Below are 25,159 nucleotides of genomic sequence, written 5' to 3'. Positions count from 1 at the left end.
CCCTCCGTACTCCCCCGCCCACCTCGCCGTACTCCGCGCCCGCCCGCTACTCCTTCTCCTTCTCGCTGCCCTCCGCCGCCGCCGCCTTCTGGGCGATGTCTTCGAGTACGTCACGCGGGTCGCCGTCCGGCTCGACGGCCTTGCCGATGTCCCGTTTGATCTGATCGCTGACGGCGGCCCATGAGGTCCGGCCGACCGGCGGCAGTACGGCGGAGGGCAGTTCGCTCAGGAACTCCTTGAGGTCCGCGTGCTCGGGGTCCGCCGCCATGGCCTCGGACGCGGAGACCGTCACGGGCAGCAGGGCGTTCTGGGCGGCGAAGTCGATGACGTTCTTGTCGGTGTAGAGGAAGTTCAGGAACTTGCCGATCTCGGCCCGGTGGCCGTTCTGCTTGAAGCCCATGACCCAGTCGGCGACGCCGAGGGCGGCCTTCGGCTTGCCGAACCGGCCGGGGGTCGGCACCTTGCCCAGCTCGATCCCGGCGTCCCTCGCGGCCTTCACCAGCGAGGGGTGGCCGTTGAGCATGCCGACCTCACCCGCGGTGAAGGCGGCGAACGCCTCCTTGCGGTTGAGCGTCCCGGGGGCGACGGGGCCGGTGAGCTTGCGGTCGACAAGGTTCTTCTTCACCCACTCGACGGAGGCGATGTTCTCCTCGGAGTCGATGCTGTAGCCGCCGCCGGGTTCGACATAGCCGTTGGTTCCGCCGCTGAGCAGCCACATCATGGTCTCGGCCTGGGCCTCCTCGGGACCGAGGGGCAGCGCGAACGGGTACTTGACGTCGGTGGACTTCTTCAGTTTGTCCGCCGCCGAGCGCAGCTCCGGCCAGGTCTTCGGGCCCTCTTCGACACCGGCTTCGCGGAAGAGCTTCTTGTTGTAGAAGAGCAGCCGGGTGGAGGCGACGAACGGCATCCCGTACTGGACCCGCCGCTGTTCACCGGCGTCGATGAGCGGAAGGAGGAAGTTGGACTGGACAGGGACCGACAGCAGTTGGTCGGCGCTGTAGAGCTTGTCATCGGCGGCGTAGTCGGCGTACGCCCCGATCTGGGCCACATCGGGCGCCTGTCCGGCCTTGACCAGGTCGGCGACCTTGCGGTCGACGTTGGTCCAGGGCTCGATCTGAACATCGACCTTGATGCCCGGGTGCTTCTTCTCGAACTCGGTGACGAGGTCGGCCCAGTACTTCTTGCTGCTCTGGCCGCCGTTGACGTCGTAGTCGGCGGCAATCAGTTTGAGGGTGACGTCGCTGGTCGTGCCGCCCGACTCCCCGCACCCCGCCAGTGCGATCATCGCGCCCAACGCGGCTGTCGCCGCGGTCAGTCTCAAGAAGTGCCGTTGCACAGCTCTTCCCCCACCTTGCAGTTGGCTGAATTGTGTCGATCGTCTCCCGTGACGCCCCCGTCACGTCCCCCCGAGATAAGGAGCGATTTTTCCGCATCGCCCTTCAGAGGTCTACGCCGAGCGGTCTCACTTCTGCAACGTCTGTTCTGTAAGAGGGTTTCATAATGGTTCGCCGGGGATGGCCGGAGATGGCTGAGGATCAGCTGGCCGGCGGTCGTCGCCCGGGTGCGTTCCGCCTGCCCTCCGCCTGCGTTCCGCCTGCCGCGCACGTCCCGGCATACCTGGTGAGGTGCCGGTCCGCCGCCTCTGCCCGCAGCGGAGACCGCCAGAGGTCCAGACCCGTTTCGCCGCGGGGAGATGGAGACCCGGGTGCCGGCGCCCCGCCGGAGGAGCCCGGGGCCGGAGGCCCGGCGAAGCGGTGCCGGGGGTTTGGGACGCGGGGGCCGGGGCAGAGCCCTGGGGAGGCACGGGCCCGGCGCAATGAGTTTGTACGGTTGCGCAACAATCGTGGCTAGTGGACTAGACCTTTCGGCCCTTCTCGCGCCAGACTATCCACGTGAGACACGTCATCGCCCTCGATGTGGGCGGCACCGGCATGAAGGCCGCCCTCGTCGGGGTGGACGGGACCCTCCTCCACGAGGCCCGACGCGCCACGGCACGCGAGCGTGGCCCCGATGCCGTCATCCAGTCCATCCTCGACTTCGCCGACGACCTGCGTACGTACGGACAACAGCACCTCGGCGGGGCCGCCCTCGCCGTCGGAGCCGTCGTCCCCGGAATCATCGACTCCGAGAACGGCATCGCCGTCTACTCCGCCAACCTCGGCTGGCGCGATGTCCCGCTGCGCAAGCTGCTCAGCGACCGGCTCGGCGGCCTCCCCGTCGTCCTGGGACACGACGTCCGTACGGGCGGACTCGCGGAGGGCCGTATCGGCGCCGGCCAGGGCGCCGACCGGTTCCTCTTCGTACCGCTGGGCACCGGCATCGCCGGAGCCATCGGCATCGGCGGCGTCATCGAGGCCGGTGCCCACGGCTACGCGGGCGAGATCGGCCATGTCGTGGTCCGTCCCGACGGGCCGGCCTGCGGCTGCGGCCAGCGCGGCTGTCTGGAGACCCTCGCGTCGGCCGCCGCGGTCACCCGTGCCTGGGCGAGCGCCAGCGGCGACACCGACGCGGACGCGGCGGACTGCGCCAAGGCGGTCGAGTCGGGCGACCCGAGGGCCATCGCGGTGTGGCGGGACGCCGTGGACGCCCTCGCGGCCGGACTGGTCACCGCGCTCACTCTGCTGGACCCCCGCGTACTCATCATCGGTGGCGGTCTCGCCGAAGCAGGGGAAACGTTGTTCACACCCCTCAGGGCCGCTGTCGAGGAGCGAGTCACGTTCCAGAAGCTGCCCTCCATCGTCCCGGCAGCCCTGGGGGACACCGCTGGATGCCTGGGCGCGGGGCTGCTCGCCTGGGATCTGATCGCCACCGACTCGGAGGTAACCGCCTAATGGCCGCACGCGCCGCACTCGCCGATAGCGCCGCACGCGCCGACAGCACGATCCTCACCGGAGCCCGGGTGGTACTGCCGACCGGGACCGTCGAGAACGGGCGGGTGACCGTCGAAGGCACGAAGATCGCCGACGTGTCCCCCGGCGCCGCGCCCGAGGCCGCCGCCACCCGCGATCTCTCCGGCCACTGGATCGTTCCCGGCTTCATCGACATCCACAACCACGGCGGCGGCGGAGCCTCCTTCACGGGCGGCACCGCCGACGACGTCCTGCGGGGCGTCGCCACCCACCGCGAGCACGGTACGACCACCCTCGTGGCGTCCCTGGTCACCGCCGAGATCGACTTCCTGGCCCACCGCGCGGGTGCCCTGTCCGAGCTGGTCCAGCAGGGCGACCTCGCGGGCATCCACTTCGAGGGCCCGTTCATCTCCCCCTGCCGCAAGGGCGCGCACAGCGAGGAGCTGCTGCGCGACCCCGACCCGGCCGAGGTGCGCAAACTGATCGACGCGGCGCACGGCACGGCGAAGATGATGACGCTGGCGACCGAGCTGCCCGGCGGTATCGACTCCGTACGGCTGCTGGCCGAACACGGTGTCATCGCCGCGATCGGGCACACGGACGCGACGTACGAGCAGACCGTCGAGGCCATCGACGCGGGCGCGACGGTGGCGACGCATCTGTTCAACGCGATGCCGGTGCTCGCCCACCGCGCGCCGGGGCCGATCGCCGCGCTGCTGGAGGACGACCGGATCACGGTCGAGCTGATCAACGACGGTACGCATCTGCACCCGGCCGCCCTGGAGCTGGCCTTCCACCGCGCGGGCGCGCACCGGGTCGCGTTCATCACCGACGCCATGGACGCCGCGGGCTTCGGGGACGGCCGCTACCAGCTCGGCCCGCTGGCCGTCGATGTGATCGACGGGGTGGCCCGGCTGACGGAGGGCGGTTCGATCGCCGGCTCGACGCTGACGCTGGACACGGCGTTCCGGCGGGCGGCGACGGTCGACCGGCTGCCGGTCGCCGACATCGTCCAGGCGATCTCGGCGAACCCCGCCAAGCTGCTCGGCCTCGACGACCGGGTCGGCTCGCTGGAGGTGGGCAAGGACGCGGACCTGGTGGTCCTGGACGAGGAGTTCAGACTCAGAGGCGTGATGCGCCAGGGCGCCTGGGTGATCGATCCGGGCTAAGGGTTGTCGCGCCTTGTGCGGGCGGGTCCGCCGCCGCGCGAGACCACACGGTGTCGCCGCACGACACAGACGCACCGCACAGACGCACCGCACAAACGCACGACGCAGAGGCACGCACAGCCACACCGCACACCATTTCACCGCACAGTACGAGAAATCAGTGCACGGCGGTTGGCCGGGGGTCTGGGCCAACCGCCCGCTGTTTGGCATGATCAGGACTTGCACGGACTACGGACCCGGCCTGCGGCGATCCGAGGGGGCGCTTCGCGGATGATCCTGACGGTGACGCTCAATACGGCACTGGACATCACCTACCAGGTCCCCGCCCTCGTCCCGCACACCAGCCACCGGGTGAGCGAGGTCCGTGAACGCCCCGGCGGCAAGGGCCTCAATGTCGCCCAGGTGCTGTGCGCGCTCGGCCATGAGGCCGTCGTCACCGGCTTCGCGGGCGGCCCTGCCGGGGCCCTCCTGCGCGAACTCCTCGCACCTCTCGCGCCCCATGACGCGCTCGTCGCCGTCGCCGGGACCACCCGCCGTACCATCGCCGTCGTCGACAGCGCGGGCGGCGACACCACTCAGCTGAACGAGCCGGGCCCCACCGTCGCCCCCGGCGAGTGGGCCGCTTTTCTCGACGTGTACGGGTCACTGCTGCGGGACGCGTCGGCGGTCGCCCTGTGCGGGAGCCTGCCGCCCGGCATCCATGTCGGCGCGTACGCGGAACTCGTCCGCGGGGCCCACACCGCGGGCGTCCCCGTCCTGCTGGACACCAGCGGCGAACCGTTGCGCCGGGGCATCGCCGCCCGCCCCGACCTCATCAAGCCGAACGCCGATGAACTCGCCCGGCTGACCGGCGCCCGCGAGCCCCTGCGCGCGACCCGTGACGCCCGCCGCAGAGGGGCACGCGCCGTCGTCGCCTCACTGGGCCCGGACGGTCTGCTCGCGGCCACTCAGGAGGGCAGCTGGCAGGCCGTGCCACCCGCCCCGGTACGCGGCAACCCGACCGGCGCGGGCGACTCGGCGGTCGCCGCACTGCTCGCGGGTCTGGTGGAGGGCCTGCCCTGGCCGGACCGGCTGGCCCGCGCGGTCGCGCTGTCGGCGGCGACGGTCCTGGCCCCGGCGGCGGGCGAGTTCGACCGTACGGCGTACGACGAACTGCTCCCCGGCGTCACGGTCACGGAACAGCCGGCCGCGGCCTGAGCCGCGCACGTCGGCGGAACGGACAGCGGCGGCGCGCGCAGGTGCGGCTCCGCTTCATCGAGCAGGGCTATCGAGCAGGGCCATCGAGCAGAGCCAGCGAGCAGGCCCCGGGTCGGTCAGCCGTTGTGTCCGGCCTTCAGCCACACCTGGTCGAGCAGCGCCTCGCACTGATTGCCCTGCTCGCAGGACATCTTCAGGTCGTTCTTGCCCGACTTGAGGTCGACAAAGGCGAAGGTGCGCGTCCAGCCCTTCACCCAGTCACCCTCGGACGCCTTCGCGAAGTTCGACATGTTGATGTCGCGAGGGGTTCCGCCGTTGATGGTGAGCGACGTCTTGGCGTCCTTGCCCGGCACGCTGTACGTGATGTACAGCGTGTACGCGCCACCGGACGGTACGTCGACCGACCAGCTCGCGGACCCGCCGACCCCGTTGAACGCCACCGCCAGACCGCCCTCGCCCTTGGCACCCTTGAAGTCCTTGGTCAGCGCGGCGGGCGTCCCGAGCTGGAGGGTCGCCGCGTCCTGCTTGGGCAGTCCTGCCGGGGCATCGGTGCCCTGAGGGCTCGCTCCGTCGCTCGGCGGCGGGGACTGGCCCGCGCTCTGGGTGCCGCTCGGCCCGCTGTCGGGCCCGGCCTTGTCCTTGTTCTTGTCGTCGTCGTTGGTGATCAGCGCCGCGGCGATGCCGAGCACCACGACAGCGACGACGGCGATCGCGCCGATCAGCAGCCCCTTGGTGTTGGGGCCACGGCCGCCGCCGCGGCCACCGCTGTGCGGCGGGGGGACCGGGCGGGTGGGCGGACCGCCGGGGTAGGTCTCGGGGGCCGCGTACTGGGCGTTCGGCTGGCCGTACGCCTGCTGCTGGTGCCCCTGTGCGTATCCCTGCTGCTGCGGGATCTGCTGGCTCTGGCCGTACTGGCGCTCGCCGACCGTCCGCACCTGGTTGTACGAGGTCCGGGGGACGCCGGGCTGCGCGGCGGGGCCCGGGTAGCCGTATCCGCGGCTCTGTCCGGGCGGGGTGGCGCCTGCGGCCTGTCCGTCCTCGTAGAGGTAGCCGAACGGATCGTCGTCCTCGGGCGTGCTCGCGCCGTTGTTCGCGGCCGTCATCCCTGGTCACTCCTCACCATGTCGTCAGCGCTACGCCGAACCATGTCGTCAGCGCTACGCCGACGCGGGCGAGCCTACCCGGTGAGGAGTAACGGAATGGGGGGCGTTGACCCCAATCCCCCCTTCGTCACAAGACCAGAACATGACAGACGCGGGGGTCAGCCGGCCCGCCGGTGAACCTTCGAACGGGACCGCTTCTCGATGTACATCCGCTGGTCGGCGGATTGCAGCACCTCGTCGACCGTCATTCCGCAGCTCGCCCACCCGATGCCGAAACTCGCCCCCACGCGCACCCCCCGGCCGCCCACGCGGATGGGCAGAATGATCGCGTTCCGCAGGCGTACGGCCAGGTCTGCGGCGTCGGCCGCGCCAAGGCCGTCGGCGAGGACGACGAACTCGTCACCCCCGAGCCGGGCGACGGTGTCCCCTTCCCGTACGCCGGTGGTGAGCCGGCGGGCGACCTCGACCAGGACGACATCACCGGTCTGGTGCCCGAACCGGTCGTTGATCGACTTGAAGCCGTCGAGGTCGCAGAAGAGCACCGCGAGCCCCTTCGTACCGTCGTTGACCGCGTCGTCCGGCGCGATGATGTGCACATGGTGATCGAACGCGGTGCCGACGGGACCGAAGTCGAAGCCGTCGGCGTTGAAGAGCGCCCCGGCCTCCGAGTCGTACGCCGTGTCCATGACGTCGGCGGCCTCGACGCCCGCGCCCCGGGTCTCCGGCGGGCGCTCGCACAGCTTGGCGCTGAGCCGCGACCGCAGCTCGGCGCTGTTGGGCAGCCCGGTGAGCGCGTCGTGGGAGGCCCGGTGGGCGAGCGCCAGCTCATGGCGCTTGCGGTCCTCGATGTCCTCGACATGGGTGAGCAGAAAGCGGGGGCCGTCGGCGGTGTCGGCGACGACGGAGTTGCGCAGCGAGACCCAGACGTATGTGCCGTCGCGGCGGCCGAGCCGCAGCTCGGCCCGGCCCCCCTCGGCGGAGGTGCGCAGCAGGGTGCCGACGTCCTCGGGGTGGACCAGATCGGCGAAGGAGTAGCGCCGCATCGCGGAGGCGGGGCGGCCCAGCAGCCTGCACAGGGCGTCATTGGTGCGCAGCAGCCGGCCGTGCTGATCGCCGCCCATCTCGGCTATCGCCATGCCGCTGGGCGCATATTCGAACGCCTGGCGGAATGACTCCTCACTGGCCCGCAGCGCCTGTTGCTCGCGCTCCAGCCGGACGAGTGCCCGCTGCATATTTGCTCTGAGGCGGGCATTGCTGATCGCAATGGCGGACTGGGACGCGTACATCTGGAGGGCTTCCTGCCCCCAGGCGCCCGGACGGCGTCCGTTGCGCGGCCGGTCGACGGAGATGACGCCGAGCAGCTCCCGTCCGCCCCCCGAGCTGTACATGGGCGCGTAGAGCCGGTCCTGCGGGTGCCACTCGTCCTCGAAGCGCGGTTCGGGGCCCTCGGTGTGCCACTGCGGGACATCGTCCTCGATGAGCACCCATCCCTCGGTGTGCGGAATGAACCGCAGCTCCCCCCACGCCTCCCCCATGGAGAGCCGGCGCTCCCAGGAGGAGCGGGAGCCGACGCGCCCGGTTATCAGGGCCTCGGCCGCGGTGCTGCCCGCGAAGGCGGCGACGACGAGATCTCCGTCCGGGCGTACGAGGTTGACACACGCCAGTTCGTATCCGAGCCCTGCCACGATGCCGTCGGCGACGGTCTGGAGCGTGTCGGCCAGGCTGCGGGCGGTGTTGAGGTTCGCGACCACTTTGTGCAGCTGGCGCAGGGTCGCAAGACGGACGTAGGGCTCCGACTCGCTCTCCATGCTCGCTCTCCCCGAGACCTCGACAGCAGACTCCAGGTTTGTCTTCGGCCTTCTGGTGCGGTCTTCTCGTTGCCGTATCCCGGCCACTGAATCACAGTGAGCTGTCCCCTCGGTACACAGGGTCAACAATTACCGTACTCTGTGACTCAAGTCACATCAGCATATGAAGGGTTGCGGCCACGGGTGGATGTGCGCTTGGCGCTTACCAGCGTTCCCCGAACGCAAATCCGGCCGATTTCGACCCCCGCGTCCGCCGTATGGGCATGCGTTTGTACGGGTGTTTGTACGGGCATTGCCGCAGCCGGCTGCGGCCGTCCGGAAGGGTCCGACCGGTGCTGGTCCTAGGACTTTCGCCGGTCCCGGCGCCCGATGCGGACCCCGAGCGCACGCGGCTACGGTTAGTTGTGTGCTGCATACGCCTCTCGACTCCGGTCCGGATTCCGCCAGTCTCATCCCCCATGCTGAGGGGGTGAGCAACGAGGAGTTCCGCGCCGCCATGTCCAGGCTGGCCGCCGGGGTGGTCCTGGTGACCGCGCACGACCCCGACTACGGCCCGCACGGCGAGGACGTCGGCATGACGGCGACGGCGTTCGTCTCGGTGTCACTGGACCCTCCCCTGGTGATGGTCAGTCTGCGCAACGGTTCCCGGATGGACGATCTGCTGGCCGAGGAGCCCCTGTGGGGCGTCTCGGTGCTCTCCGAGAGCCAGCGGCACATCGCGGGCCGCTTCGCCATGAAGGGCCGGATCAGCGACCGGCTCCTCTTCGAGGACATCCCCTACACCCGGGGCACGGTGAGCGGCACCCTGCTCGTCGGCGGAGCCCTCGCGACCCTGGAGTGCCGGACCGAGCAGAAGGTCCTCGCCGGTGATCACACCCTGGTGATCGGGCGGGTGCTGTCGGCGAGGCTGCCGTCGGGGGAGGGCGGCCCGCTGCTGTATTTCCGCGGGCGGTACCGCCAGTTGGGCTGAGCCGCCCGAGCAGGTGGGCTGCACCGGCCGAGCAGGTGGGCTGAGCCGCGCGAGCCGTCCGGCCGTCGGGCTGAACGCCCCGGGCCGTCAGGCCCTCCGCCTGACCCCCCGGGCCGTCAGACCGGCCGGCCGAACGCCCGGGGCCATCAGGTCCAGTCGCGGCCCGAGCGGCCCCGCTTGGTCTCAGCCCGCTGCTTCTTCTGCCGCAGCCTGCGCTCGTTGATCCCGCGCGGAATCCTCCTCGCCCGCCTCGGCTTCGGCGGCGGAGCCGTCGCCTCCGCCAGCAGTGAGGCCAGCCGGACCGCCGCCGTCTCGCGGTTGCGCCACTGCGAGCGGTGCTCCGACGCCCGTACGGCGATCACTCCGCCCACCAGCCGCCCCGCGAGCCGCTCCAGCGCGCGCTCTTTCCAGACGTCGGGCATCGCATCGGTCTTCGCGAGGTCGAAGCGCAGCTCCACCTGGGAGTCGCTGGTGTTCACATGCTGCCCTCCCGGACCGGACGACCTGGAGAAACGCCAGATCAGCTCGGCCTCCGGCAGGGAGACCGAACCGCGGATGACATAGGGCCCGGACATGTGTCCATCGTCCCGTGCCACGGCCACTTCCGTCACCCGGATTTCAGCGAAACCAGCGAAACCAGCGAGACCAGCAGGACCAACGGGACCAGCGGGACCAACGAGACCCGCCGCAACCGAGGTAACCGGCGGTTCATTCAGCACAAAGAGCCACCAAGCACCATGAAACCCTTCGCGGAGGGCACGGAGATAAGCGGAAGAACACGGAATCGTAGGGAACCTGCCGGTCCCCTGTCTGCGTTATGAGGGGTACCGGTAGCGTCGGCAGGGCTCGACACCCGCACCACCCGATCACGAAGGGGACTTCCCAATGGCAGTAAGCCTGACCAAGGGCGGCAACGTCTCGCTCACCAAGGAGGCACCGGGCCTTACCGCCGTCACGGTCGGCCTCGGCTGGGACGTCCGCACCACCACCGGCACGGACTTCGACCTCGACGCCTCCGCGATCGGTGTGAACCCCGCGGGGAAGGTCGCGTCCGACGCCCATTTCATCTTCTTCAACAACCGGGCGACCCCGGACCAGACCATCGTCCACACCGGTGACAACCGCACCGGCGAGGGCGGCGGCGACGACGAGCAGATCAATGTGAACCTCGCCGCGCTGCCCGCCGATGTCGACAAGATCGTCTTCCCGGTCTCGATCTACGACGCGGTCACCCGCTCGCAGAACTTCGGCCAGGTGCGGAACGCGTACATCCGTATCGTCAATCAGGCAGGCGGCGCCGAGATCGCGCGCTACGACCTGAGCGAGGACGCGGCCGTCGAGACCGCGATGGTCTTCGGTGAGCTGTACCGCAATGGCGCGGAGTGGAAGTTCCGCGCGGTCGGCCAGGGCTATGCGGCCGGCCTGGAGGGCATCGCCCGCGACTTCGGGGTCAACCTCTGACACCGGTCGTCCGCTCAGCGGGAAGCCCCTCAAGGCAATCTTGGGGGGCTTCCCGCTTGTCCGGGTCTCAGGGCGCGGGTCTCAGGGCGCGGGTCTCAGGGGCGCGGATCTCAGGGGCGCGGCGGCCTGTCCTTCCCGTACAGCCAGGTCTCCCACACCGCGCCGAGATCCCTGCCCGTCGCCCTCTCGGCGTAGGCGGTGAAGTCGCGGGTGGAGGCGTTGCCGTGCCGGTGCTCCTTCGCCCATCCCTTCAGCAGCGCGAAGAACGCCGGGTCGCCGACCGACTCGCGGACCCGGTGCAGGACCATCGCGCCCCGCCCGTACACGGGGGCGTCGGAGACCTTGGCGGCGGAGGGCGGATCGGCGGGCGGGAAAGCCCAGTTGGCCTCCTCGTCGAAGGCTTCGCCGAAGCTCTCCCGTACGGGCACGCCGTCGAAGTCCGCCGCCCACAGCCACTCCGCGTAGGTGGCGAACCCCTCGTTGAGCCATATGTCCCGCCAGCTCTCGGGGGTCACGGAGTTGCCGTACCACTGGTGGGCGATCTCATGGACGAGGGTGTCCAGGGTGAAGTACTCGACGGGGAAGACGGGCCGGTTCTGGGTCTCCAGGGCATAACCGACCTCGCCGTCGGGGACGACGATCGCGCCGATGGAGGAGAAGGGGTACGGGCCGAACCTCCCCGCCGCCCAGGTCATGATCCCGGGGATACGGCCGGTCAGCCTCGCCTTCGCCGCGGGCACCGAGGGATCGACGGCGCTGACGACCGGGAGTCCGTCCCCGGTCCGGGCGGTCGTCATGCGGTACGCGCCGATCGCGAGCGTCGCGAGATAGGACGCCATCGGCTCCGTCGTACGCCAGCGGAAGGTGGTACGGCCGCCTCGCGTGGTCCGTTTCGCCAACTCGCCGTTGGAGACGGCCGTCAGTCCCTGAGGGACGGTGACCGCGATGTCGTACGTGGCCTTGTCGCCCGGGTGGTGACTGCCCGGGAACCAGGCCATCGATCCGGCGGGTTCGCCGACCGCGAGCGCGCCGTCCCCGGTCGGCAGCCAGCCCTCCTCGGCGCCGTCGGCGTCGGTGATCGTGCGCGGGGTACCGGAGTAGCGGACGACGGTACGGAAGAAGCCGCCCCGTCCGACCTCGCGGCGGGGGCGTACGGTCAACTCGTCACCGGCCCGGTTGGCGCCGGCCCGGTCCCCGTCGACGGTGACCTCGGCCACGTCCATCCGGTGCAGATCGAGGTTGAAGGCGCTGAGGTCCTGGGTGGCGCGGGCGAGGATCTCGGCGGTGCCTTCGAGCCGGCGCTCCCCGGGGTCGTACTCCAGGGTCAGCAGATAGTGCCGTACGTCGTATCCGCCGTTGCCGAGCCGGGGGAACAGCGGGTCGCGCACCCCGGCCGCCCCCGGCTTGCCCCGTACACCCCCCGACCCACCGGAGGCGAGGCCGCCGGTGCACCCTGCGAGGAGCAGCAGCGCGACGGCGGGTGCGAGCAGGCGAAGGGCGTGCGTACGGAGGAGAGGTGGTGTACGGGGCCGTTCCACGCACCGATCCTAGGGCCGGGCGGGGGCGGGAGGCGGGTGCCTGGGGGCTGGGCGGGGCCACCCGGCTGACCCCGGCGGGCCAACGGGGTCAGCCGAGGTGAGCCGGGGTGAGCCGGGCCGACGGGTTGAGCGCGGTGCCGGTTCAGCGGGTTCAGGGGGTTCAACCGGCTCAGCCAGTTCAGCCGACTCAGCCGGTTCAGCGGGCGAGAGCCGCCGCGCCCGCCTTCGCGAACTCCTCGTCCTGCGCACCGCTCGGCGCGCCCGCGACCCCGATGCCCGCGATCGGGGCGCCCTTGACCTGGACGGGGGTGCCGCCGCCGAGGAAGAGGGTGCCCGGGATGTCCTTCAGGTTCGGGGCCGCGTCAAGGCGCTTGACCAGCTGGGACGTGGGGGCGTTCCAGGAGACGGCCGTGAACGCCTTCTGCTCGGCCGACTCGTAGGACTGCGGGCCCGCGCCATCGCCCCTCAGGGTGACGATGGTGTTGCCGTTACGGTCCACGACGGCGACGCTGACCCGCTGCCCGGCCCGCTCGGCCGCGTCCAGGGTGGCCTGCGCGGCCCTCGACGCCGCGTCGACCGTGAGATGGGTGGACTGCTGAAGATGGCGGTTCGACGTGTCGCCCTTGACCGCGGCACGCGACTCGGCGGCGGGCGCGGAGGCACTGGCGGACACGGCTCCGAAGGCGCCCGCGCCGAGCGCGGCGGCGGCGACGGCACCGGTGAGGACGCGGGTGCGGATCGAAATCTTCTTCATGGTCACTTCTCTTCTGCTGGATTCATTGCGGGACCTTCCTCCATCGATCCTCGGCCGGTACGGCGATGGCACGGTTCGGCGTACCGGCTGCTCCGCGAAGGCATCATGGATGAGGCCCGGGTCAGCCGATCGGTTGATGCGTGGATGGCCCCCGGGGTCCACCATTCAAGAGAAGGACCAGCTCAGGGGCTCGGGCGGCCCGGCGCAGCGGAGGCCCCGGGGCCTCCGGGCACACCAGGGCCTCAGGACCCAGCCGCCGGCCCGCCAAGCCCCACAGACGCACAGCCCCACCGACGCACCGACGCACCGACGCACCGACGCACCAGGAGAGCAGCCCCATGTCCGACACCTTGCGCACCCGGGCCGCGGACCGGGACACGCGGTGGCTGGACACGGTGATGAACACGGCGTTCATCGCGCTCCTCGCGGGCTCGCTCCTGCGCTATCTCATCAACCACCCGGAGAGCCCCCGGCTGCCCTGGGTCATCGGGCTGAGCATCGCCCTCGCCGTCCTTCAGCTCGCCGGTCACCGACTGCCCGGCGTCCGTGACAGACGTGACAGACATGACAGCCGGGGCGACCGGGACAGCCGGGACGACAGGAGCGGCGGCCATGGCGAGCGGGTCCGGCTCGGGCTCGTCGTCGGCTGCTGGGTCGTGATCGTGCTGCTCGCGCCGAGTTTCGCCTGGTGTGCCGTGCCGCTGATCTACACCGGGCTGCGGTCCCTGCCCACCCGGGCGGCCGTCACCCTCGTCGCCGTCCTCTGCGCCCTGGTCATGATCGCGGAGTGGCGGCTGCGGGACGGGGTCGACCCCAATCTGTTCCTGGTGCCGCCCGCCGTCGCCGTACTCGCCACGACGGTCTTCATCCATATGCGCCGCCAAGCCGACCGGCTCCGGTCGCTGGTCGACGATCTGATCCGTACCCGCAGGGAACTGGCGGCCACCGAACGGCGCGAAGGCACCCTCGCCGAGCGCCAGCGGCTGTCCATGGAGATCCACGACACCCTCGCCCAGAGCCTGTCCAGCCAGCAGATGCTGCTCCAGGCCGCCGAGCGCACCTGGGACAGCGACCCGGGGGCCGCCCGGGGCCATGTCCGTACGGCCGAGTCCATCGCCGAACGCAGCCTCGCCGAGGCCCGGCGCTTCGTCCACGATCTCGCCCCGGCGGAGCTGGCGGAGGGCGGCGGCCTGGCCGAGGCCCTGCGCACCCTCGCCGAGCGGGAGTCCACCGACGCCCTGCGGATCCGCTTCCATCTGGACGGCTCGCCCGCGCCACTGCCCGACCGGGTCCAGTCCGCCCTGCTGCGGATCGCCCAGGGCGCCCTGGCGAACGTACGCGAGCACTCGGGCGCGACCACCGCCGCGCTCACCCTCAGCCATCTGGACGACCAGGTGGTGCTGGACATCGCGGACGACGGCACCGGCTTCGTCCCCACCGAGTCCGCCCCCGGTGTACGGGGACACGGCCTGGCGGCGGCGCGGGCCCGGCTGCGGCAGTTCGGCGGCGATCTGACGATCGAGTCGGCGCCCGGCGAGGGCACCGTCGTATCCGCCGCGATCCCCCTTACGGAGCACCCATGACCGCCGTACGCATCCTGCTCTGCGACGACCACGCCGTCGTACGCGCCGGTCTGCTCGCCCTGCTCGGCAGCGAACCGGATATCGAGGTCGTCGGAGAGGCGGGCAGCGGCGAGGAAGCGGTCGCGATGGCGGCGAAGCTGCGGCCCGACGTCGTCCTGATGGACCTCCAGCTCGGCGCGGGCATCGACGGCGTCGAGGCGACCCGGCGGATCACCGCACCCGGCGTCCATGTCCTCGTCCTCACGACCTACGACACGGACGCGGACATCACCCGCGCCATCGAGGCGGGCGCGACCGGCTATCTCCTCAAGGCCGAGCGCCCGGAGGAACTCTTCACCGCGATCCGCTCGGCCGCCCAGGGCCGCCCCGCCCTCTCCGCCCCGGTGGCGAGCCGGGTGATGGACCGGATGCGGGGCACGGGCCGGCCGACGCTGACCGAACGCGAGCGGGACATCCTGGGCCAGTTGGCGCGGGGCCTGGGGAACCGGGAGATCGCGCGGGCGCTGTTCATCAGCGAGGCGACGGTGAAGACCCATCTGGGCCGGATCTACGCGAAGCTGGGAGTGGACACGAGGGCGGGCGCGGTGTCGGTGGCCAAGGAACAACGCCTCCTCCCCTGACCCCCTCCTGACTCCCCGTGGCATTCGTTGACGAGCCGCCGCGCCCTGGGACCCGTCCGGCAGGTCGCCGAACGGGTCGCTGTCCGGTCGTCAGGGTTGTGCGGGGTGGATCTCGTCTTCCCATTGCGGGCCGTGGTCGTAGACGAGGACGGCGCAGGGCGGGCAGGCGTAGAGGGTGTGTCCGCTGCCGCTCTGGGTCTGGATCCACCGGATGGGGACGGGTGCGCCGGTGGGGTGTCCGCACACGGTGACAGTGAGTCGTGTGTCGGGGGCTGTGGTGGTGATGGCGTCGCGTGTCATGCGGGCACCCCCGCGCGGGCCTGGTGGACGCCGTCGGCGATGTACGGGTAGTCGTATCCGTGCTCTGCCCAGGCGGTGGCGAAGTAGCGTTCGCGGCGTACGGGGGTGAGTGTCAGGGTTTCCTCTGCCCGGAAGATCGCCCGGGCCTCTTCCGCGCTCGGTCCGGTCCACGGCCGGGACCACGGGTTGACGAGGGCGGGCTGCTGGGCGAGGTACTCGGCGGTGTGCCGTCCGGGACGGGTGCGGCGCGTCAACGGGAAATGGTGCAGCACCCATACGAGGGCGCGGACGATACGATCACACATACGTCGTTCAGCTCCTTTGCAAGCTGTTCGTCGGAGCCCCGGCAGTGCCGTTACAGCGGCCTGTCGGGGCGTTTCGGTTGTTGCGGGGGCAGCGGGTTCTATCGGCGGGCGTGGTCGAGTACTTCGGCGCCGGAGAGCGGGCAGCGGGTGCCGGTGGCGTAGTCGTGGTGGTCGTGGATGCGGTCGCGGGTGACGGGTGTGAGGCGTCCGCAGAGGATGTGCGGGCAGCGCATGGCGTCGATGGCCCCCTGGTCGTCCCGGCGGACGAAGTGCAGGTAGTGCATGGCGTACATGCCTGGCATCTCTGGCATGGTCAGCGCGCCTGGGGGCGGTGCCAGCGGATGATCGCCGCGGCCCGGTGGTCCCGGCGCGGGAAGCCCCACGCGTCGAACCGTCCGGTCAGCCACTTGTCGTCCACGTCATAGGCGTGGGCGATCGCCCTCAGGGACGACCCCTCCCGGTACCTGGCGATCACCTGCTCCCGTTCGGCGAACACTCTGTTCCGCCCTGCCTCCAACTGAGCCCTACCGCGTACCACTTGCTCCTCCTTCGCGTTCGCTGTGCTGGTGTGGCCCGCCCCGGCCGCCGTGTGGTCGTCAGCCGACCGGAGCGGGAGTCCTGCGTGCGACGCCTGGTCGCTGGTTCACTCGCCTGCGGTGCGTGGCCAGGAGGTGCCGGTGTATTCGTGGTGGTGGTCGTCCTCATGGCCCGGGGGCTGGGTGCAGAAGATCTTCCGGGCCTCGGGGCGGAGTGCTCCGCACAGGAAGTCCACGGTCAGACGTTCCACAGCGCCTCCCTGGGAGTGGTGTCGGTGAGGGCGATGAGTCCGCGCTGTTCGCGGCACGGGGCACACGCGGTCTGCGGGTACGGGGGTCCGGAGGCGCGCTCGATCAGGTGGATGATGCGGGCTGTTCCGGAAGGGCCGCCGTGCCAGTGGCACCAGCCGGACCGGACCGGGAGCACGGGGACCGGGGTCCGGGCGCGGCCCTTGCAGCGGCGGCAGGCGCACGGCGGGTACGCGGACGACCGTGCGGGCTCGATGGGCATGCCGGGACCCTGCGGATCGCCGACGACCACCTGCGGAGACACCGGGTGCCGGGTCCCGTCTGGGCTCAGCCGGTACACGCTCATCGTCATCACGGGCTCACTCCTCCGTCTCTGTGATCGGCGTACGACAGAACGTAGGGTGAGGTACAACACAGGTAAGCACGCAAAGTGCGTGCCTCGGGGGGAGTGCGCTGTGGACACTGGTCGAATCGGACGGCGGATCGCCTACTGGCGAGACCGCCGAGGACTCACCCAGACCGACTTCGGCCGCCTGATGGGCCAGACCAAGCGGTGGGTGCAGGACATCGAGGGCGGGAAACGCCAGACCGACCCTCGGCTCTCCGTCCTGGTACGCGCGGCCGAAGTCCTGCGCATCCCTCTGGAGCAACTGTTGTCCGACAGCCTGCCCAACCCTCCATCTGCGGGCCCTCCGGCTCCTCCTGAAGTACAGCAGGTAGTCGATGCCCTCTACGGCAGCGCGCCAGATGACCGGCTGGTCCCCTCACCAGCGGCGCTCCAGCAGCGGCTCGTCTACTGCTGCGAGGCGTTCCAGGCATGCCACTTCGGTGCGCTCGCGCGGGATCTGCCGGGCCTGATCCTGGACGCCGAGCGGGCCGCCCACACCGCACCCGCAGGCCGGGCAGCCGAGGCGCGCGGCACGCTGTCGCGGGTCTACCAGTTGGTGACCTCGTATCTGCACAAGTACGGGCAGGCCGCGTCATCCCAGGCCGCGCTGGCCGCAGACCGGGCGCTGGCCGCGGCGGAGCGGTCGGGGGACCCCGTACAGATAGGGGCGGCGGCGAGACGGGTGACGAAGAGCCTGGTCTACCAGCACCGCGCCGAGGCAGCCGTCGAGTTCTCGACTGCGGCTGCCCGACGCCTCGCAGCGGATCTGACGGACCGTGGGCCGCTGGGACTGTCCACGCTCGGCATGCTGTACCTGTCGGCCGCGCTTGCAGCCTCGTCGCAGGAGCGCACGACCGATCGGGTGCGAACTGCGTCTGGGCTGGTGGATGAAGCGGAAGAGGTGGCGAATCGGCAGGGCGGTGACCGCGATGAGGACTGGACGACGTTCGGCCCGACGAACATCGTCCTGCACCGGACGGACATGCTCGTCCGCTTTGAGGACGGCTGGTCCGCCATGGAAGCGGCCGACGCACTCGCTCCGGAATCGGTTCATGCCCTGAGCCGGGAACGCAGAGTCGGACTGCACATTTCGAAGGCACGCGCCGCGCTCTTGACACGGTGTCAGGACCAGGCTGCGGAGGAGCTACTGAAGGCCCATGAGCTTGCACCGGAAGAGGTAGAAGGCAGGCCCGACGCTGTAACCCTGGTGAAAGATGTCGTGCGTGCTACCGCTTTGCCCAGCAGCCGGTTGCGTTCGCTGGCGGCCCGGTGTGGACTCCGCGCATGACGACCCGAGTTCTCTATCTGATCGCTTGCGCGGCGGGCCCGACGCAGCACATCAAGACCGGGGTGCGCGCCGCGCAGGAAGCGGACTGGGACGTGTGTCTCATCTTGACGCCTTCTGCGGCCCGTTGGTGGAACGACCGTTTCGGCGATCTGGAGGCACTCACCGGGCACCCGGTGCGGTCGCAGTACAAGCTGCCGGACGAAGGTGACGCGCTCCCTAAGGCGGATGCCATGCTGGTCGCGCCGCTGAGCTGCACCAGCCTGAACAAGTGGGGCGCGGGCATCGCCGACACCCTGGCCATCGGCCTGGTGTCGGAAGGCGTGAACATGGGGGTGCCGGTGGTGGCGATGCCGTACTTCAACCAGGCACAGGCCCGGCAACCGGCGGTCGCGCGCAGCATCGTCGACCTGCGGACGCAGGGCGTGAGGTATCTGGACGGCCCGGACGGCTACCAGCCGCATCCGCCCAAGCAGGGCGACTCCTCGGGGTTCCCATGGGCCGCCGCGCTGGCTGCGGTCGAGGCCGCGCTGAATGAGCAGGTCTGCCCCGGCGGATAGCTTGCCCTGTGCGGGTGCAGCTCGGCGCGCTCTACCCGTACACCGTGGGCCACAGCGCATCGCGGCCCGTACGTGAGGCACGGGACACTATCCGCGATCTACTGTCGAACTGAGGGATCTCGTATGACAACACTGGCCGTGACCGGGCACATGGACCTCACCGACGACAGCGTGCCTCTGGTCAGGGCGGCCCTCGCCGAACTGCTCCAGCCCTACGGGCCGGACCTCGTCGGCGTCTCCTGTATCGCTGCCGGATCAGACAGCCTGTTCGCCGAGGCAGTGCTCGACGCCGGTGGCCGACTGGTCGTGGTCATCCCGTCCGAGGACTACCGGCAGGCGAAGGTCAAGCCTGACCACGCGGACCTCTTCGACCGCCTGCAAGCGGAGGCGGGCGAGGTGATCGTCATGCCGTACGAGACCGCCAACCGGCAGGCGTACGAAGCCGCGAACAACGTCCTCCTGCAACGGGCCGACCGCATGGTCGCGGTGTGGAACGGCTCCCCGCCCTCAGGGAAGGGCGGCGGCACCGCCGATGTGGTCGTCGACGCGCAGGCGGCCGGTATCCCGGTCGATGTGATCTGGCCCGAGGGAGCCGCCCGCAAGCCCTGACAGCGACCATGGGCTGTCGCGCTGGCTGCGGTCGAGGCAGCGCTGAGGTCTCAACGATGAAGACGCGCGGGTCCGGTACAGCGTGCTGCCCGGACCCGCGCTCATCGGACCGTCATCGGACCGTCAGCGGACCATCAGCGCGAAGACCCCCCAGCCGAGGTATTCACGCTGGTACCGCGTGTAGCGGACGGGATCGGTGGTGAGTTCGGACCGCACCTCGTCGGCCAGCTCGTCATCGGGATGACCGTCGAGCCAGCGGCGGAGGTTGAGCCACTGGGCCGCCTGGTACCGGTCCCAGCTGTCCTGATCGGCCAGCACCATTTCCACGATGTCGTAGCCGAACTCACCGAACTGCCCGATCAGTTCAGGCAGTACCAGGAAGTCGTCCTTGCCGCCGGCGAGGCAGGCTCTGGCGGTTTCCTGGTCCGGCACTTCCTGACGCCAGTACGGCTCGCCGATCAGCATCAGGCCGCCGGGGCGGAGACTCCTGCCCAGCAGCTCGGCGGTGCCGGCCCAGCCGCCCCCGATCCAGGTGGCGCCGAGGCACGCGGCGAGATCGACCGGCTCGTCCGCGACGTAGCCGGAGGCGTCGCCGTGGACGAAGGTGACCCGGTCGGCGACGCCGAGTTCAGCGGCACGGGCGCGGGCCTTCTCGGTGAACACCGTGCTGATGTCTATCCCGGTTCCGGTGATGCGGTGGTCACGGGCCCAGGTGCACAGCATCTCGCCCGATCCGCTGGCGAGGTCGAGCACGCGCGTCCCGGGAGCCAGGTGCAGTGCCTGGCCCAGGGCGGCGAGCTTGTCAGGGGTGAACGGGTTGTGGACGCGGTGGCTGCTTTCGCGAAGGGTGAAGATGCGTGGAAGATCCACGAGAGATGTTCCTTCGGTTTGATGAGGTCATGGCGTTTGCGGGGGACAGCCGGCCGGAGTCGGCGGTCGTTGCTCGGACCGTCATCACATACACCTCGTTCGAACGCATGGATCTTGAACCCGGCAACGATAAGCCTCCCGGATTGACATCTCCACCGATTTACCGGCTCTTCGCGTGGGGTGTGTGGAGGTGAAGGTGGGGCGTTGATGAGCCCTGTCCGATCGATCTTTGTCGCCGACGATGAGTTTCCGCGCCCGCCTCCGTCTTGCTGATGAACACCAAGGAGCGGAGGCATGGGATGAGCGAGACCACGCGCATCACACAGGTGGCCACGGTCGGGATTCACGTCGCCGACCAGCGGAAGGCAACCGAGTTCTACGTCGGCGAACTCGGCTTCGAGATACGCCGGGACGTGCCGTTCGGCGACGGGCGCTGGATCGAGGTGGCACCGCCCGGGGCGACGACGACCATTGCGCTCGTGCCCGAAGGGGTCCCGGCCGGCATCCGGCTGACGACCCGGGATGCCGGCGCCGATCACACGGACCTGCTCGCACGCGGCGTCGACGCGGATGCGGAGGTCCTGCGGATGGGGCCCGCGGTGCCGCCGATGTTCGCTGTGCGTGACCCGGACGGCAACAGCCTCATTCTCATTGAAAACTCCGAGGGCTCCGACAGCTCCGAAGGCTCCTGAAGCTCCTGAAGCCCCTGAATCTCCGGAAGTTCCTGAACAGGTGGTATCCATGCTGGACAAGCAGTTCACCGCGACCCTGCGGAAGAGCCCGAGCGACGGCGGCTGGATCTACGTCGTGTGGCCCGAGTCGGCCGAGTTCTTCGGCACCCGTGGCCTGGTGAAGGTCCGGGGCACGATCGACGGTCATCCGTTCCGGAGTGCGTTCATGGCCCTGGGAGACGGCACCCACAAGCTGCCGGTGAAGGCGGAGGTGCGCAAGGCGATCGGCAAGGAGGAAGGGGACACCGTGACCGTCCGCTTGGAGGAGCGGCTGAGCGCCTGACATCCGGAACTCTCGCCTTGTCGTGATGGGGCACGCCGTCCGGGCTCAGCTCCCGGCCGGTGCGACCCGGCAGGTGCGCCCCGGCCGGTGCGGGCCTCCCGGGGAGCCGAGCGATTCCGGGCGGCGCCCGGGGCGTGACACCATCGGGCGCGTGCTCGACATCGGCTACTCACTCTCACGGCGCTTTCCGGACCCCCCGCAGACCGACTACCGCCACGCGGACACCCACGCCCTGCGCCACGACCTCTTCTGCGGCGATGTGTATCTCGCCGACACCAAGGAGGACCGTGAGCTGTCCACAGTCTGGGGGTGGGTCCCGGTGCTCGACTTCGCCTGGGCGCTGTGCGACATCGTCGAGCGGGTCGACCAGAGCCCGCTGGGCAGCCGGGCCGCCACCCCGCAGCGCGCGGAGCTGGACTTCACGGAGTCGGCGGACCGGATGCGGTTCGAGCGGCGGTTCGGGTGGGTGGAGGTGGAGGCGGACTGGATGCCGAGGGAGGAGCCGCCGCTCACCTTCGGCCATGGGGAGCTGCGCCGGGAGGCGCGGGACTTTCTGCACGATGTGATCGCGGATCTGACCGATATGCACGAGGGCCTCGCGGACAACCCGGTGATCTGGGACCTCCAGGCCCGCTTCCCCCGTACCTGAATCTGAACCTGAACCCGAATCTGAACCTGAACCTGACGCACCGGACCCCGGCGCCATAAGCCCCGGGTAAGCCGGACCCCAGAACCCTGACCCGGTGCACCCGGTGCACCCGGTGACCCTGGCCCCGGCGGCCCCTGCCCCCGGCGCCGGGTGCCACGCGTCACCCACCCGCCCCGCGCGGGATGTCACAAACCGGCACCTCGCGATCGTCCCTTCCCTGAGAGCGGCTCCCAGCGAGCCCCCAGAGCCCCACGAGGGGCCAGGAGGGAAGGACAGCCATGCACGACACCACCGTCACCGTCATCGGCGGCGGCTTCGCCGGACTGACCGCGGCCGTCACCGCCGCCGAGTCGGGTGCCGCGGTGACGCTGTACGAGGCGCACCACACGCTCGGCGGCCGGGCCCGTACCGCCGAGGGGCCGTATCAGACGAACGACGGGCCGCATGCCCTGTACTTCCGGGGCCCCCACTGGACCTGGCTCAAGCAGCGGAAGCTCATCGGGCCGCTGGCGGCGATCCCGCCGCTGGAGGGGATGCGGTTCCGGTTCCGGCGGGACGGCGGGCTGCGGAAGGTGCCGCCGCTCGGGGTGTTCCGGCTGGGGCGGCGGAAGGCGGCGGACGCGCCGGTCGACCGCGACTTCCTCGGCTGGGCGACGGAGCAGGTGGGCGAGCGGGCCGCGCGGGCGGCGGCGCACTACATGGCGGTCGCGCTGTTCCACCACGACCCGGGCTCGCTGTCCGCGGCATTCGTCCAGGAACGGCTCCGCCGCGCCACCGCCATCCCGCCGGAGGCGCACTATCCGCGCGGCGGGTGGGGCCAGGTCATCGACCGGATGGCGGCGTACGCCTGGAACCGGGGCGTACGTATCGAGACGAGTGCGCGGGTCGACAGACTGCCCGAGAAGCGGGGGCCGGTGATCGTGGCGACGACGCTGGACGCGGCCCGGGGGCTGCTGGGGGATGCGTCGCTGCGCTGGGACAGCGGCCGTACGGCGCTGATCGACATCGCGCTGGAGAAGAGCCGGAAGGACGCGTTCATCGTGTCCGATCTGGACTCCCCCGGCTGGCTGGAGCGCTTCACCGCACAGGATCCGTCGCTCGCGCCGGCCGGGCAGTCGCTCATCCAGGGCCAGCTGCCCATCGCCCCGGACCAGGCCAAGGCCGACGGGATCGCGCATGCGGAGGACCTGCTCGACCTGGGCTTTCCCGGCTGGCGCGACCGTACGGTGTGGCGGCGCGACGCCGTCGCCCAGGGCCGTACGGGAGCACTCGACCGACCCGGTACGACCTGGCGGGACCGGCCAGCGATCGACCGGGGCGACGGGGTCTATCTGGTCGGCGATCAGGTCGCCGCACCCGGGCTGCTGTCCGAGGTGTCGTTCACCAGCGCGCTGGAGGCGGTCTCCCTGCTGCTGAGAAAGCACCTGCCGGCCCTTGACCTCAAGCGCGCTTGAGGCTGAAGGGTGGTCCCTGACAGCACGGAACGAGCACCGTTCCGGACGGGCACGGCCCGGGACGGTCCGGTCCGGACGACCACCGCCCGGACCGGACCGGACCGCGCACCGGACCGCCGCCACCGCCCGGCACCGGTACGGCACGCTCGGACCAGCACACACCTCAGGGGAGCCCTCATGCACGCGATCCGCCTCCACACCTTCGGCCCGGCCGACCATCTGACCTACGAACGGGTCGAGGACCCGGTGCCAGGTCCCGGCCAGGTGCGGATCGCGGTCGCCGCGGCGGGGGTCCATCTGCTGGACACCGCGCTGCGGGAGGGTATGACCGGCCCGTACGCCGCCCCCGTCGAGCTGCCGACCGTGCCCGGCCGGGAGGTCGCGGGCGTGGTCGACGCGCTCGGCGAGGGAACGGACCCGGTCTGGCTCGGGAAGCACGTCGTCGCCCATCTCGGCATGAACCCCGGCGGCTACGCGGAACTCGCCGTCACCGACGCCACCCGGCTCCATGAGATCCCCGCCAGTCTGGACGAGGCCGAGGCCGTCGCGATGATCGGCACCGGGCGTACGACGATGGGCATCCTCCAGTTCACCACCCTGGGTCAGGACGACATCGTGATCGTCCCGGCCGCGGCGGGCGGTATCGGCACCCTCCTGGTGCAGTACGCCAAGAACGCCGGGGCCCTGGTCGTCGGACTCTCGGGCGGCCCCGAGAAGACGGCCCGCGTCCTGGTCAACGGCGCGGACATCTCCGTCGACTACACCCAGCCGGACTGGCCCGGGCAGGTCACCGACCAACTCGGCGACCGGCGGGCCACCGTCGTCTTCGACTCGGTCGGCGGCGACACCGGCCGGGCGGCGGTCGACCTCCTCGGCAAGGGCGGCCGGCACATCGTCTTCGGCTGGTCGAGCGAGGGGATCCACGACGGCGAGCCGCTCACGTTCACGGACGACGAACTCGCCGAACGCGGGATCACATCGGAGGGCGTACTCGGCCCGGTGATGCTCCAGAAAGCGGGCGGCGACATCCGCGTCCTGGAAGAACGCTCACTCGCCGAGGCCGCCGCGGGCCGGCTGCGCCCCGCCGTCCAGCGCTTCCCGCTCTCTGACGCGGCGGGCGCGCACCGGGCCCTGGAGACCCGGGGCACGATGGGCAAGGTCGTCCTGATCCCCCACTCCTGACCCGGGGCGGGCCCCCGCCTGGCCCGGGACGGACCTCCGCCGGACCGGTAGGGGTCCTCGCCGGACCCGGGATGGACCTCCGCCGGATCCGGGACGGACCCCCGCCTGGCCCGGTAGGGGTCTCCGCCTGGCCCGGGAGGACCACCGGCCTCCGCCCGGTCACCGCTTCCCCAGCCGCCCCAGCGCCTCGTCGGTCAGCCGGTACACCGTCCACTCGTCCTGCGGCTTCGCGCCAAGGGATTCGTAGAAGCTGATCGACGGGGCGTTCCAGTTCAGCACCGACCACTCAAGGCGCTCGTAACCGCGTTCCACGCAGATCCGTGCCAGCTCCGTCAGCAGGGCCTTGCCGTGGCCGCCGCCGCGCCGGTCGGGACGTACGTACAGATCCTCCAGATAGATCCCGTGCACCCCGCGCCAGGTCGAGAAGTTGAGGAACCACAGGGCGAAGCCGACCGGCTCGCCGTCGTCCGTCTCCGCGATGTGCGCGAACGCGGCGGGCCGCTCGCCGAACAGTGCCTCACGCAGTTGTTCCTCGGTCGTGCGGACCTCGTCGAGTGCCTTCTCGTACTCGGCGAGTTCGCGGACCATACGGTGGATCTCGGGGACATCGGCGGCGACAGCGCTACGAATCATGAGGTCAGCGTGGCCGCCGGTCCCCGGGCCACGCCAGCCGCGCCCGGATTGTGGACACCGGGGCTCGGCGCGC

Annotated in this window: 29 protein-coding genes; 15 read left to right on the top strand and 14 right to left on the bottom strand. The window is 70.7% G+C overall.

Annotated elements, in window-relative coordinates:
- Positions 1-46: 46 nt before the first annotated feature.
- Complete coding sequence (locus tag ACWF94_RS00860) at positions 47-1,336, bottom strand: extracellular solute-binding protein (protein ID WP_453483373.1); 1,290 nt, start codon at positions 1,334-1,336, stop codon at positions 47-49.
- Between the two features lie 556 nt (positions 1,337-1,892).
- Between ACWF94_RS00860 and ACWF94_RS00855 the strand changes: the two genes are divergently transcribed.
- The 3 genes from ACWF94_RS00855 to ACWF94_RS00845 all read left to right on the top strand — a co-directional run bounded on the left by ACWF94_RS00855 (position 1,893) and on the right by ACWF94_RS00845 (position 5,215).
- The gene (locus ACWF94_RS00855) at positions 1,893-2,831 is read left to right on the top strand and encodes an ROK family protein (protein WP_453483371.1); all 939 of its coding nucleotides are present in this window, start codon (positions 1,893-1,895) and stop codon (positions 2,829-2,831) included.
- Positions 2,831-4,018, top strand: coding sequence for an N-acetylglucosamine-6-phosphate deacetylase (gene nagA / locus ACWF94_RS00850; protein ID WP_453483369.1), 1,188 nt, complete (start codon positions 2,831-2,833; stop codon positions 4,016-4,018). Before ACWF94_RS00855 ends, nagA begins: the two co-directional genes overlap by 1 nt.
- 270 nt (positions 4,019-4,288) lie before the next feature.
- Positions 4,289-5,215 (top strand): 1-phosphofructokinase family hexose kinase, encoded by a 927-nt coding sequence (locus ACWF94_RS00845; RefSeq protein WP_453483367.1) that lies wholly within the window; start codon positions 4,289-4,291, stop codon positions 5,213-5,215.
- A gap of 116 nt (positions 5,216-5,331) precedes the next feature.
- On the opposite strand, the gene ACWF94_RS00840 is transcribed toward ACWF94_RS00845, so the two are convergent.
- Both ACWF94_RS00840 and cdgB read right to left on the bottom strand, forming a co-directional pair.
- On the bottom strand, positions 5,332-6,318 hold the full coding sequence (locus ACWF94_RS00840) for a carbohydrate-binding protein (protein WP_453483365.1): 987 nt from the start codon (positions 6,316-6,318) through the stop codon (positions 5,332-5,334).
- A gap of 158 nt (positions 6,319-6,476) precedes the next feature.
- Positions 6,477-8,126 carry a diguanylate cyclase CdgB gene (cdgB, locus tag ACWF94_RS00835; RefSeq protein WP_453483363.1) on the bottom strand — a complete coding sequence of 550 codons (1,650 nt, stop codon included), beginning with the start codon at positions 8,124-8,126 and terminating at the stop codon, positions 6,477-6,479.
- 406 nt (positions 8,127-8,532) lie between these two features.
- Between cdgB and ACWF94_RS00830 the strand changes: the two genes are divergently transcribed.
- Positions 8,533-9,096 (top strand): flavin reductase family protein, encoded by a 564-nt coding sequence (locus ACWF94_RS00830; RefSeq protein WP_453483362.1) that lies wholly within the window; start codon positions 8,533-8,535, stop codon positions 9,094-9,096.
- A gap of 146 nt (positions 9,097-9,242) precedes the next feature.
- Here the strand turns inward: ACWF94_RS00830 and arfB are convergent, their stop codons facing one another.
- Positions 9,243-9,671 (bottom strand): alternative ribosome rescue aminoacyl-tRNA hydrolase ArfB, encoded by a 429-nt coding sequence (gene arfB / locus ACWF94_RS00825; protein ID WP_453483360.1) that lies wholly within the window; start codon positions 9,669-9,671, stop codon positions 9,243-9,245.
- 310 nt (positions 9,672-9,981) lie between these two features.
- Between arfB and ACWF94_RS00820 the strand changes: the two genes are divergently transcribed.
- On the top strand, positions 9,982-10,557 hold the full coding sequence (locus ACWF94_RS00820) for a TerD family protein (protein WP_453483359.1): 576 nt from the start codon (positions 9,982-9,984) through the stop codon (positions 10,555-10,557).
- Positions 10,558-10,667: 110 nt separating this feature from the next.
- Here ACWF94_RS00820 and ACWF94_RS00815 read toward each other — a convergent pair whose 3' ends face one another.
- A complete protein-coding gene (locus ACWF94_RS00815) occupies positions 10,668-12,095 on the bottom strand; it encodes a M1 family metallopeptidase (protein ID WP_453483357.1) in 1,428 nt (475 codons plus the stop codon).
- A gap of 196 nt (positions 12,096-12,291) precedes the next feature.
- Positions 12,292-12,849 (bottom strand): GlcG/HbpS family heme-binding protein, encoded by a 558-nt coding sequence (locus ACWF94_RS00810; RefSeq protein WP_453483355.1) that lies wholly within the window; start codon positions 12,847-12,849, stop codon positions 12,292-12,294.
- A gap of 338 nt (positions 12,850-13,187) precedes the next feature.
- Between ACWF94_RS00810 and ACWF94_RS00805 the strand changes: the two genes are divergently transcribed.
- Together ACWF94_RS00805 and ACWF94_RS00800 are read left to right on the top strand one after the other, a co-directional pair.
- Positions 13,188-14,432: a sensor histidine kinase gene (locus tag ACWF94_RS00805; protein WP_453483353.1), complete on the top strand. Its 1,245-nt coding sequence runs from the start codon at positions 13,188-13,190 to the stop codon at positions 14,430-14,432.
- Complete coding sequence (locus ACWF94_RS00800; protein WP_453483352.1) at positions 14,429-15,052, top strand: response regulator; 624 nt, start codon at positions 14,429-14,431, stop codon at positions 15,050-15,052. The genes ACWF94_RS00805 and ACWF94_RS00800 overlap by 4 nt, the downstream gene beginning before the upstream one ends.
- Before the next feature lie 90 nt (positions 15,053-15,142).
- Here ACWF94_RS00800 and ACWF94_RS00795 read toward each other — a convergent pair whose 3' ends face one another.
- From ACWF94_RS00795 to ACWF94_RS00770, 6 genes are all read right to left on the bottom strand, one after another.
- On the bottom strand, positions 15,143-15,352 hold the full coding sequence (locus tag ACWF94_RS00795; protein ID WP_453483351.1) for a hypothetical protein: 210 nt from the start codon (positions 15,350-15,352) through the stop codon (positions 15,143-15,145).
- Positions 15,349-15,657: a hypothetical protein gene (locus tag ACWF94_RS00790; protein ID WP_453483349.1), complete on the bottom strand. Its 309-nt coding sequence runs from the start codon at positions 15,655-15,657 to the stop codon at positions 15,349-15,351. The genes ACWF94_RS00795 and ACWF94_RS00790 overlap by 4 nt, the downstream gene beginning before the upstream one ends.
- A 98-nt stretch (positions 15,658-15,755) precedes the next feature.
- Positions 15,756-15,968 (bottom strand): hypothetical protein, encoded by a 213-nt coding sequence (locus tag ACWF94_RS00785; RefSeq protein WP_453483347.1) that lies wholly within the window; start codon positions 15,966-15,968, stop codon positions 15,756-15,758.
- 2 nt (positions 15,969-15,970) lie between these two features.
- Positions 15,971-16,153: a hypothetical protein gene (locus ACWF94_RS00780; protein WP_453483345.1), complete on the bottom strand. Its 183-nt coding sequence runs from the start codon at positions 16,151-16,153 to the stop codon at positions 15,971-15,973.
- A gap of 147 nt (positions 16,154-16,300) precedes the next feature.
- Positions 16,301-16,444 (bottom strand): hypothetical protein, encoded by a 144-nt coding sequence (locus ACWF94_RS00775; protein ID WP_453483344.1) that lies wholly within the window; start codon positions 16,442-16,444, stop codon positions 16,301-16,303.
- A complete protein-coding gene (locus ACWF94_RS00770; protein ID WP_453483342.1) occupies positions 16,432-16,794 on the bottom strand; it encodes a hypothetical protein in 363 nt (120 codons plus the stop codon). Before ACWF94_RS00770 ends, ACWF94_RS00775 begins: the two co-directional genes overlap by 13 nt.
- Before the next feature lie 49 nt (positions 16,795-16,843).
- On the opposite strand from ACWF94_RS00770, the gene ACWF94_RS00765 reads away from it, so the two are divergent.
- The 3 genes from ACWF94_RS00765 (at position 16,844) to ACWF94_RS00755 (ending at position 19,284) form a co-directional block, all read left to right on the top strand.
- Entirely contained in the window at positions 16,844-18,118 is a 1,275-nt protein-coding gene (locus ACWF94_RS00765) for a helix-turn-helix domain-containing protein (protein ID WP_453483341.1), read from the top strand.
- A complete protein-coding gene (locus ACWF94_RS00760; protein ID WP_453483339.1) occupies positions 18,115-18,675 on the top strand; it encodes a flavoprotein in 561 nt (186 codons plus the stop codon). Before ACWF94_RS00765 ends, ACWF94_RS00760 begins: the two co-directional genes overlap by 4 nt.
- Positions 18,676-18,798: 123 nt before the next feature.
- Positions 18,799-19,284, top strand: a complete 486-nt coding sequence (locus ACWF94_RS00755) for a hypothetical protein (protein WP_453483338.1) — start codon at positions 18,799-18,801, stop codon at positions 19,282-19,284.
- Positions 19,285-19,407: 123 nt separating this feature from the next.
- Here the strand turns inward: ACWF94_RS00755 and ACWF94_RS00750 are convergent, their stop codons facing one another.
- A complete protein-coding gene (locus tag ACWF94_RS00750) occupies positions 19,408-20,154 on the bottom strand; it encodes an SAM-dependent methyltransferase (protein WP_453483337.1) in 747 nt (248 codons plus the stop codon).
- 299 nt (positions 20,155-20,453) lie between these two features.
- On the opposite strand from ACWF94_RS00750, the gene ACWF94_RS00745 reads away from it, so the two are divergent.
- The 5 genes from ACWF94_RS00745 to ACWF94_RS00725 all read left to right on the top strand — a co-directional run bounded on the left by ACWF94_RS00745 (position 20,454) and on the right by ACWF94_RS00725 (position 24,453).
- Positions 20,454-20,846, top strand: coding sequence for a VOC family protein (locus ACWF94_RS00745; RefSeq protein WP_453483335.1), 393 nt, complete (start codon positions 20,454-20,456; stop codon positions 20,844-20,846).
- A 49-nt stretch (positions 20,847-20,895) separates the two neighbouring features.
- The gene (locus tag ACWF94_RS00740; RefSeq protein WP_453483334.1) at positions 20,896-21,168 is read left to right on the top strand and encodes a DUF1905 domain-containing protein; all 273 of its coding nucleotides are present in this window, start codon (positions 20,896-20,898) and stop codon (positions 21,166-21,168) included.
- 151 nt (positions 21,169-21,319) lie between these two features.
- Complete coding sequence (locus tag ACWF94_RS00735; RefSeq protein WP_453483332.1) at positions 21,320-21,817, top strand: hypothetical protein; 498 nt, start codon at positions 21,320-21,322, stop codon at positions 21,815-21,817.
- Positions 21,818-22,095: 278 nt separating this feature from the next.
- Positions 22,096-23,271, top strand: a complete 1,176-nt coding sequence (locus tag ACWF94_RS00730; RefSeq protein WP_453483331.1) for an NAD(P)-binding protein — start codon at positions 22,096-22,098, stop codon at positions 23,269-23,271.
- A 177-nt stretch (positions 23,272-23,448) separates the two neighbouring features.
- Entirely contained in the window at positions 23,449-24,453 is a 1,005-nt protein-coding gene (locus ACWF94_RS00725; protein ID WP_453483329.1) for a zinc-binding dehydrogenase, read from the top strand.
- 159 nt (positions 24,454-24,612) lie between these two features.
- Here ACWF94_RS00725 and ACWF94_RS00720 read toward each other — a convergent pair whose 3' ends face one another.
- Positions 24,613-25,086, bottom strand: a complete 474-nt coding sequence (locus ACWF94_RS00720; protein ID WP_453483328.1) for an N-acetyltransferase family protein — start codon at positions 25,084-25,086, stop codon at positions 24,613-24,615.
- Positions 25,087-25,159: the final 73 nt, after the last annotated feature.

This window comes from Streptomyces sp. NPDC055078 (assembly GCF_053607985.1).
The sequence above is the reverse complement of the archived record's forward strand: the minus strand, read 5'-3'. Positions and strand labels throughout refer to the sequence as shown.

Excerpts from the sequence above, each read along its gene's own strand:
- nagA (WP_453483369.1), top strand. The coding sequence starts at position 2,831 with ATGGCCGCACGCGCCGCACTCGCCGATAGCGCCGCACGCGCCGACAGC.
- ACWF94_RS00845 (WP_453483367.1), top strand. The coding sequence starts at position 4,289 with ATGATCCTGACGGTGACGCTCAATACGGCACTGGACATCACCTACCAG.
- ACWF94_RS00840 (WP_453483365.1), bottom strand. The coding sequence starts at position 6,318 with ATGACGGCCGCGAACAACGGCGCGAGCACGCCCGAGGACGACGATCCG.
- cdgB (WP_453483363.1), bottom strand. The coding sequence starts at position 8,126 with ATGGAGAGCGAGTCGGAGCCCTACGTCCGTCTTGCGACCCTGCGCCAG.
- arfB (WP_453483360.1), bottom strand. The coding sequence starts at position 9,671 with ATGTCCGGGCCCTATGTCATCCGCGGTTCGGTCTCCCTGCCGGAGGCC.
- ACWF94_RS00820 (WP_453483359.1), top strand. The coding sequence starts at position 9,982 with ATGGCAGTAAGCCTGACCAAGGGCGGCAACGTCTCGCTCACCAAGGAG.
- ACWF94_RS00810 (WP_453483355.1), bottom strand. The coding sequence starts at position 12,849 with ATGAAGAAGATTTCGATCCGCACCCGCGTCCTCACCGGTGCCGTCGCC.
- ACWF94_RS00805 (WP_453483353.1), top strand. The coding sequence starts at position 13,188 with ATGTCCGACACCTTGCGCACCCGGGCCGCGGACCGGGACACGCGGTGG.
- ACWF94_RS00800 (WP_453483352.1), top strand. The coding sequence starts at position 14,429 with ATGACCGCCGTACGCATCCTGCTCTGCGACGACCACGCCGTCGTACGC.
- ACWF94_RS00795 (WP_453483351.1), bottom strand. The coding sequence starts at position 15,352 with ATGACACGCGACGCCATCACCACCACAGCCCCCGACACACGACTCACT.
- ACWF94_RS00790 (WP_453483349.1), bottom strand. The coding sequence starts at position 15,657 with ATGTGTGATCGTATCGTCCGCGCCCTCGTATGGGTGCTGCACCATTTC.
- ACWF94_RS00785 (WP_453483347.1), bottom strand. The coding sequence starts at position 15,968 with ATGCCAGAGATGCCAGGCATGTACGCCATGCACTACCTGCACTTCGTC.
- ACWF94_RS00770 (WP_453483342.1), bottom strand. The coding sequence starts at position 16,794 with ATGACGATGAGCGTGTACCGGCTGAGCCCAGACGGGACCCGGCACCCG.
- ACWF94_RS00760 (WP_453483339.1), top strand. The coding sequence starts at position 18,115 with ATGACGACCCGAGTTCTCTATCTGATCGCTTGCGCGGCGGGCCCGACG.
- ACWF94_RS00755 (WP_453483338.1), top strand. The coding sequence starts at position 18,799 with ATGACAACACTGGCCGTGACCGGGCACATGGACCTCACCGACGACAGC.
- ACWF94_RS00745 (WP_453483335.1), top strand. The coding sequence starts at position 20,454 with ATGAGCGAGACCACGCGCATCACACAGGTGGCCACGGTCGGGATTCAC.
- ACWF94_RS00740 (WP_453483334.1), top strand. The coding sequence starts at position 20,896 with ATGCTGGACAAGCAGTTCACCGCGACCCTGCGGAAGAGCCCGAGCGAC.
- ACWF94_RS00730 (WP_453483331.1), top strand. The coding sequence starts at position 22,096 with ATGCACGACACCACCGTCACCGTCATCGGCGGCGGCTTCGCCGGACTG.
- ACWF94_RS00725 (WP_453483329.1), top strand. The coding sequence starts at position 23,449 with ATGCACGCGATCCGCCTCCACACCTTCGGCCCGGCCGACCATCTGACC.
- ACWF94_RS00720 (WP_453483328.1), bottom strand. The coding sequence starts at position 25,086 with ATGATTCGTAGCGCTGTCGCCGCCGATGTCCCCGAGATCCACCGTATG.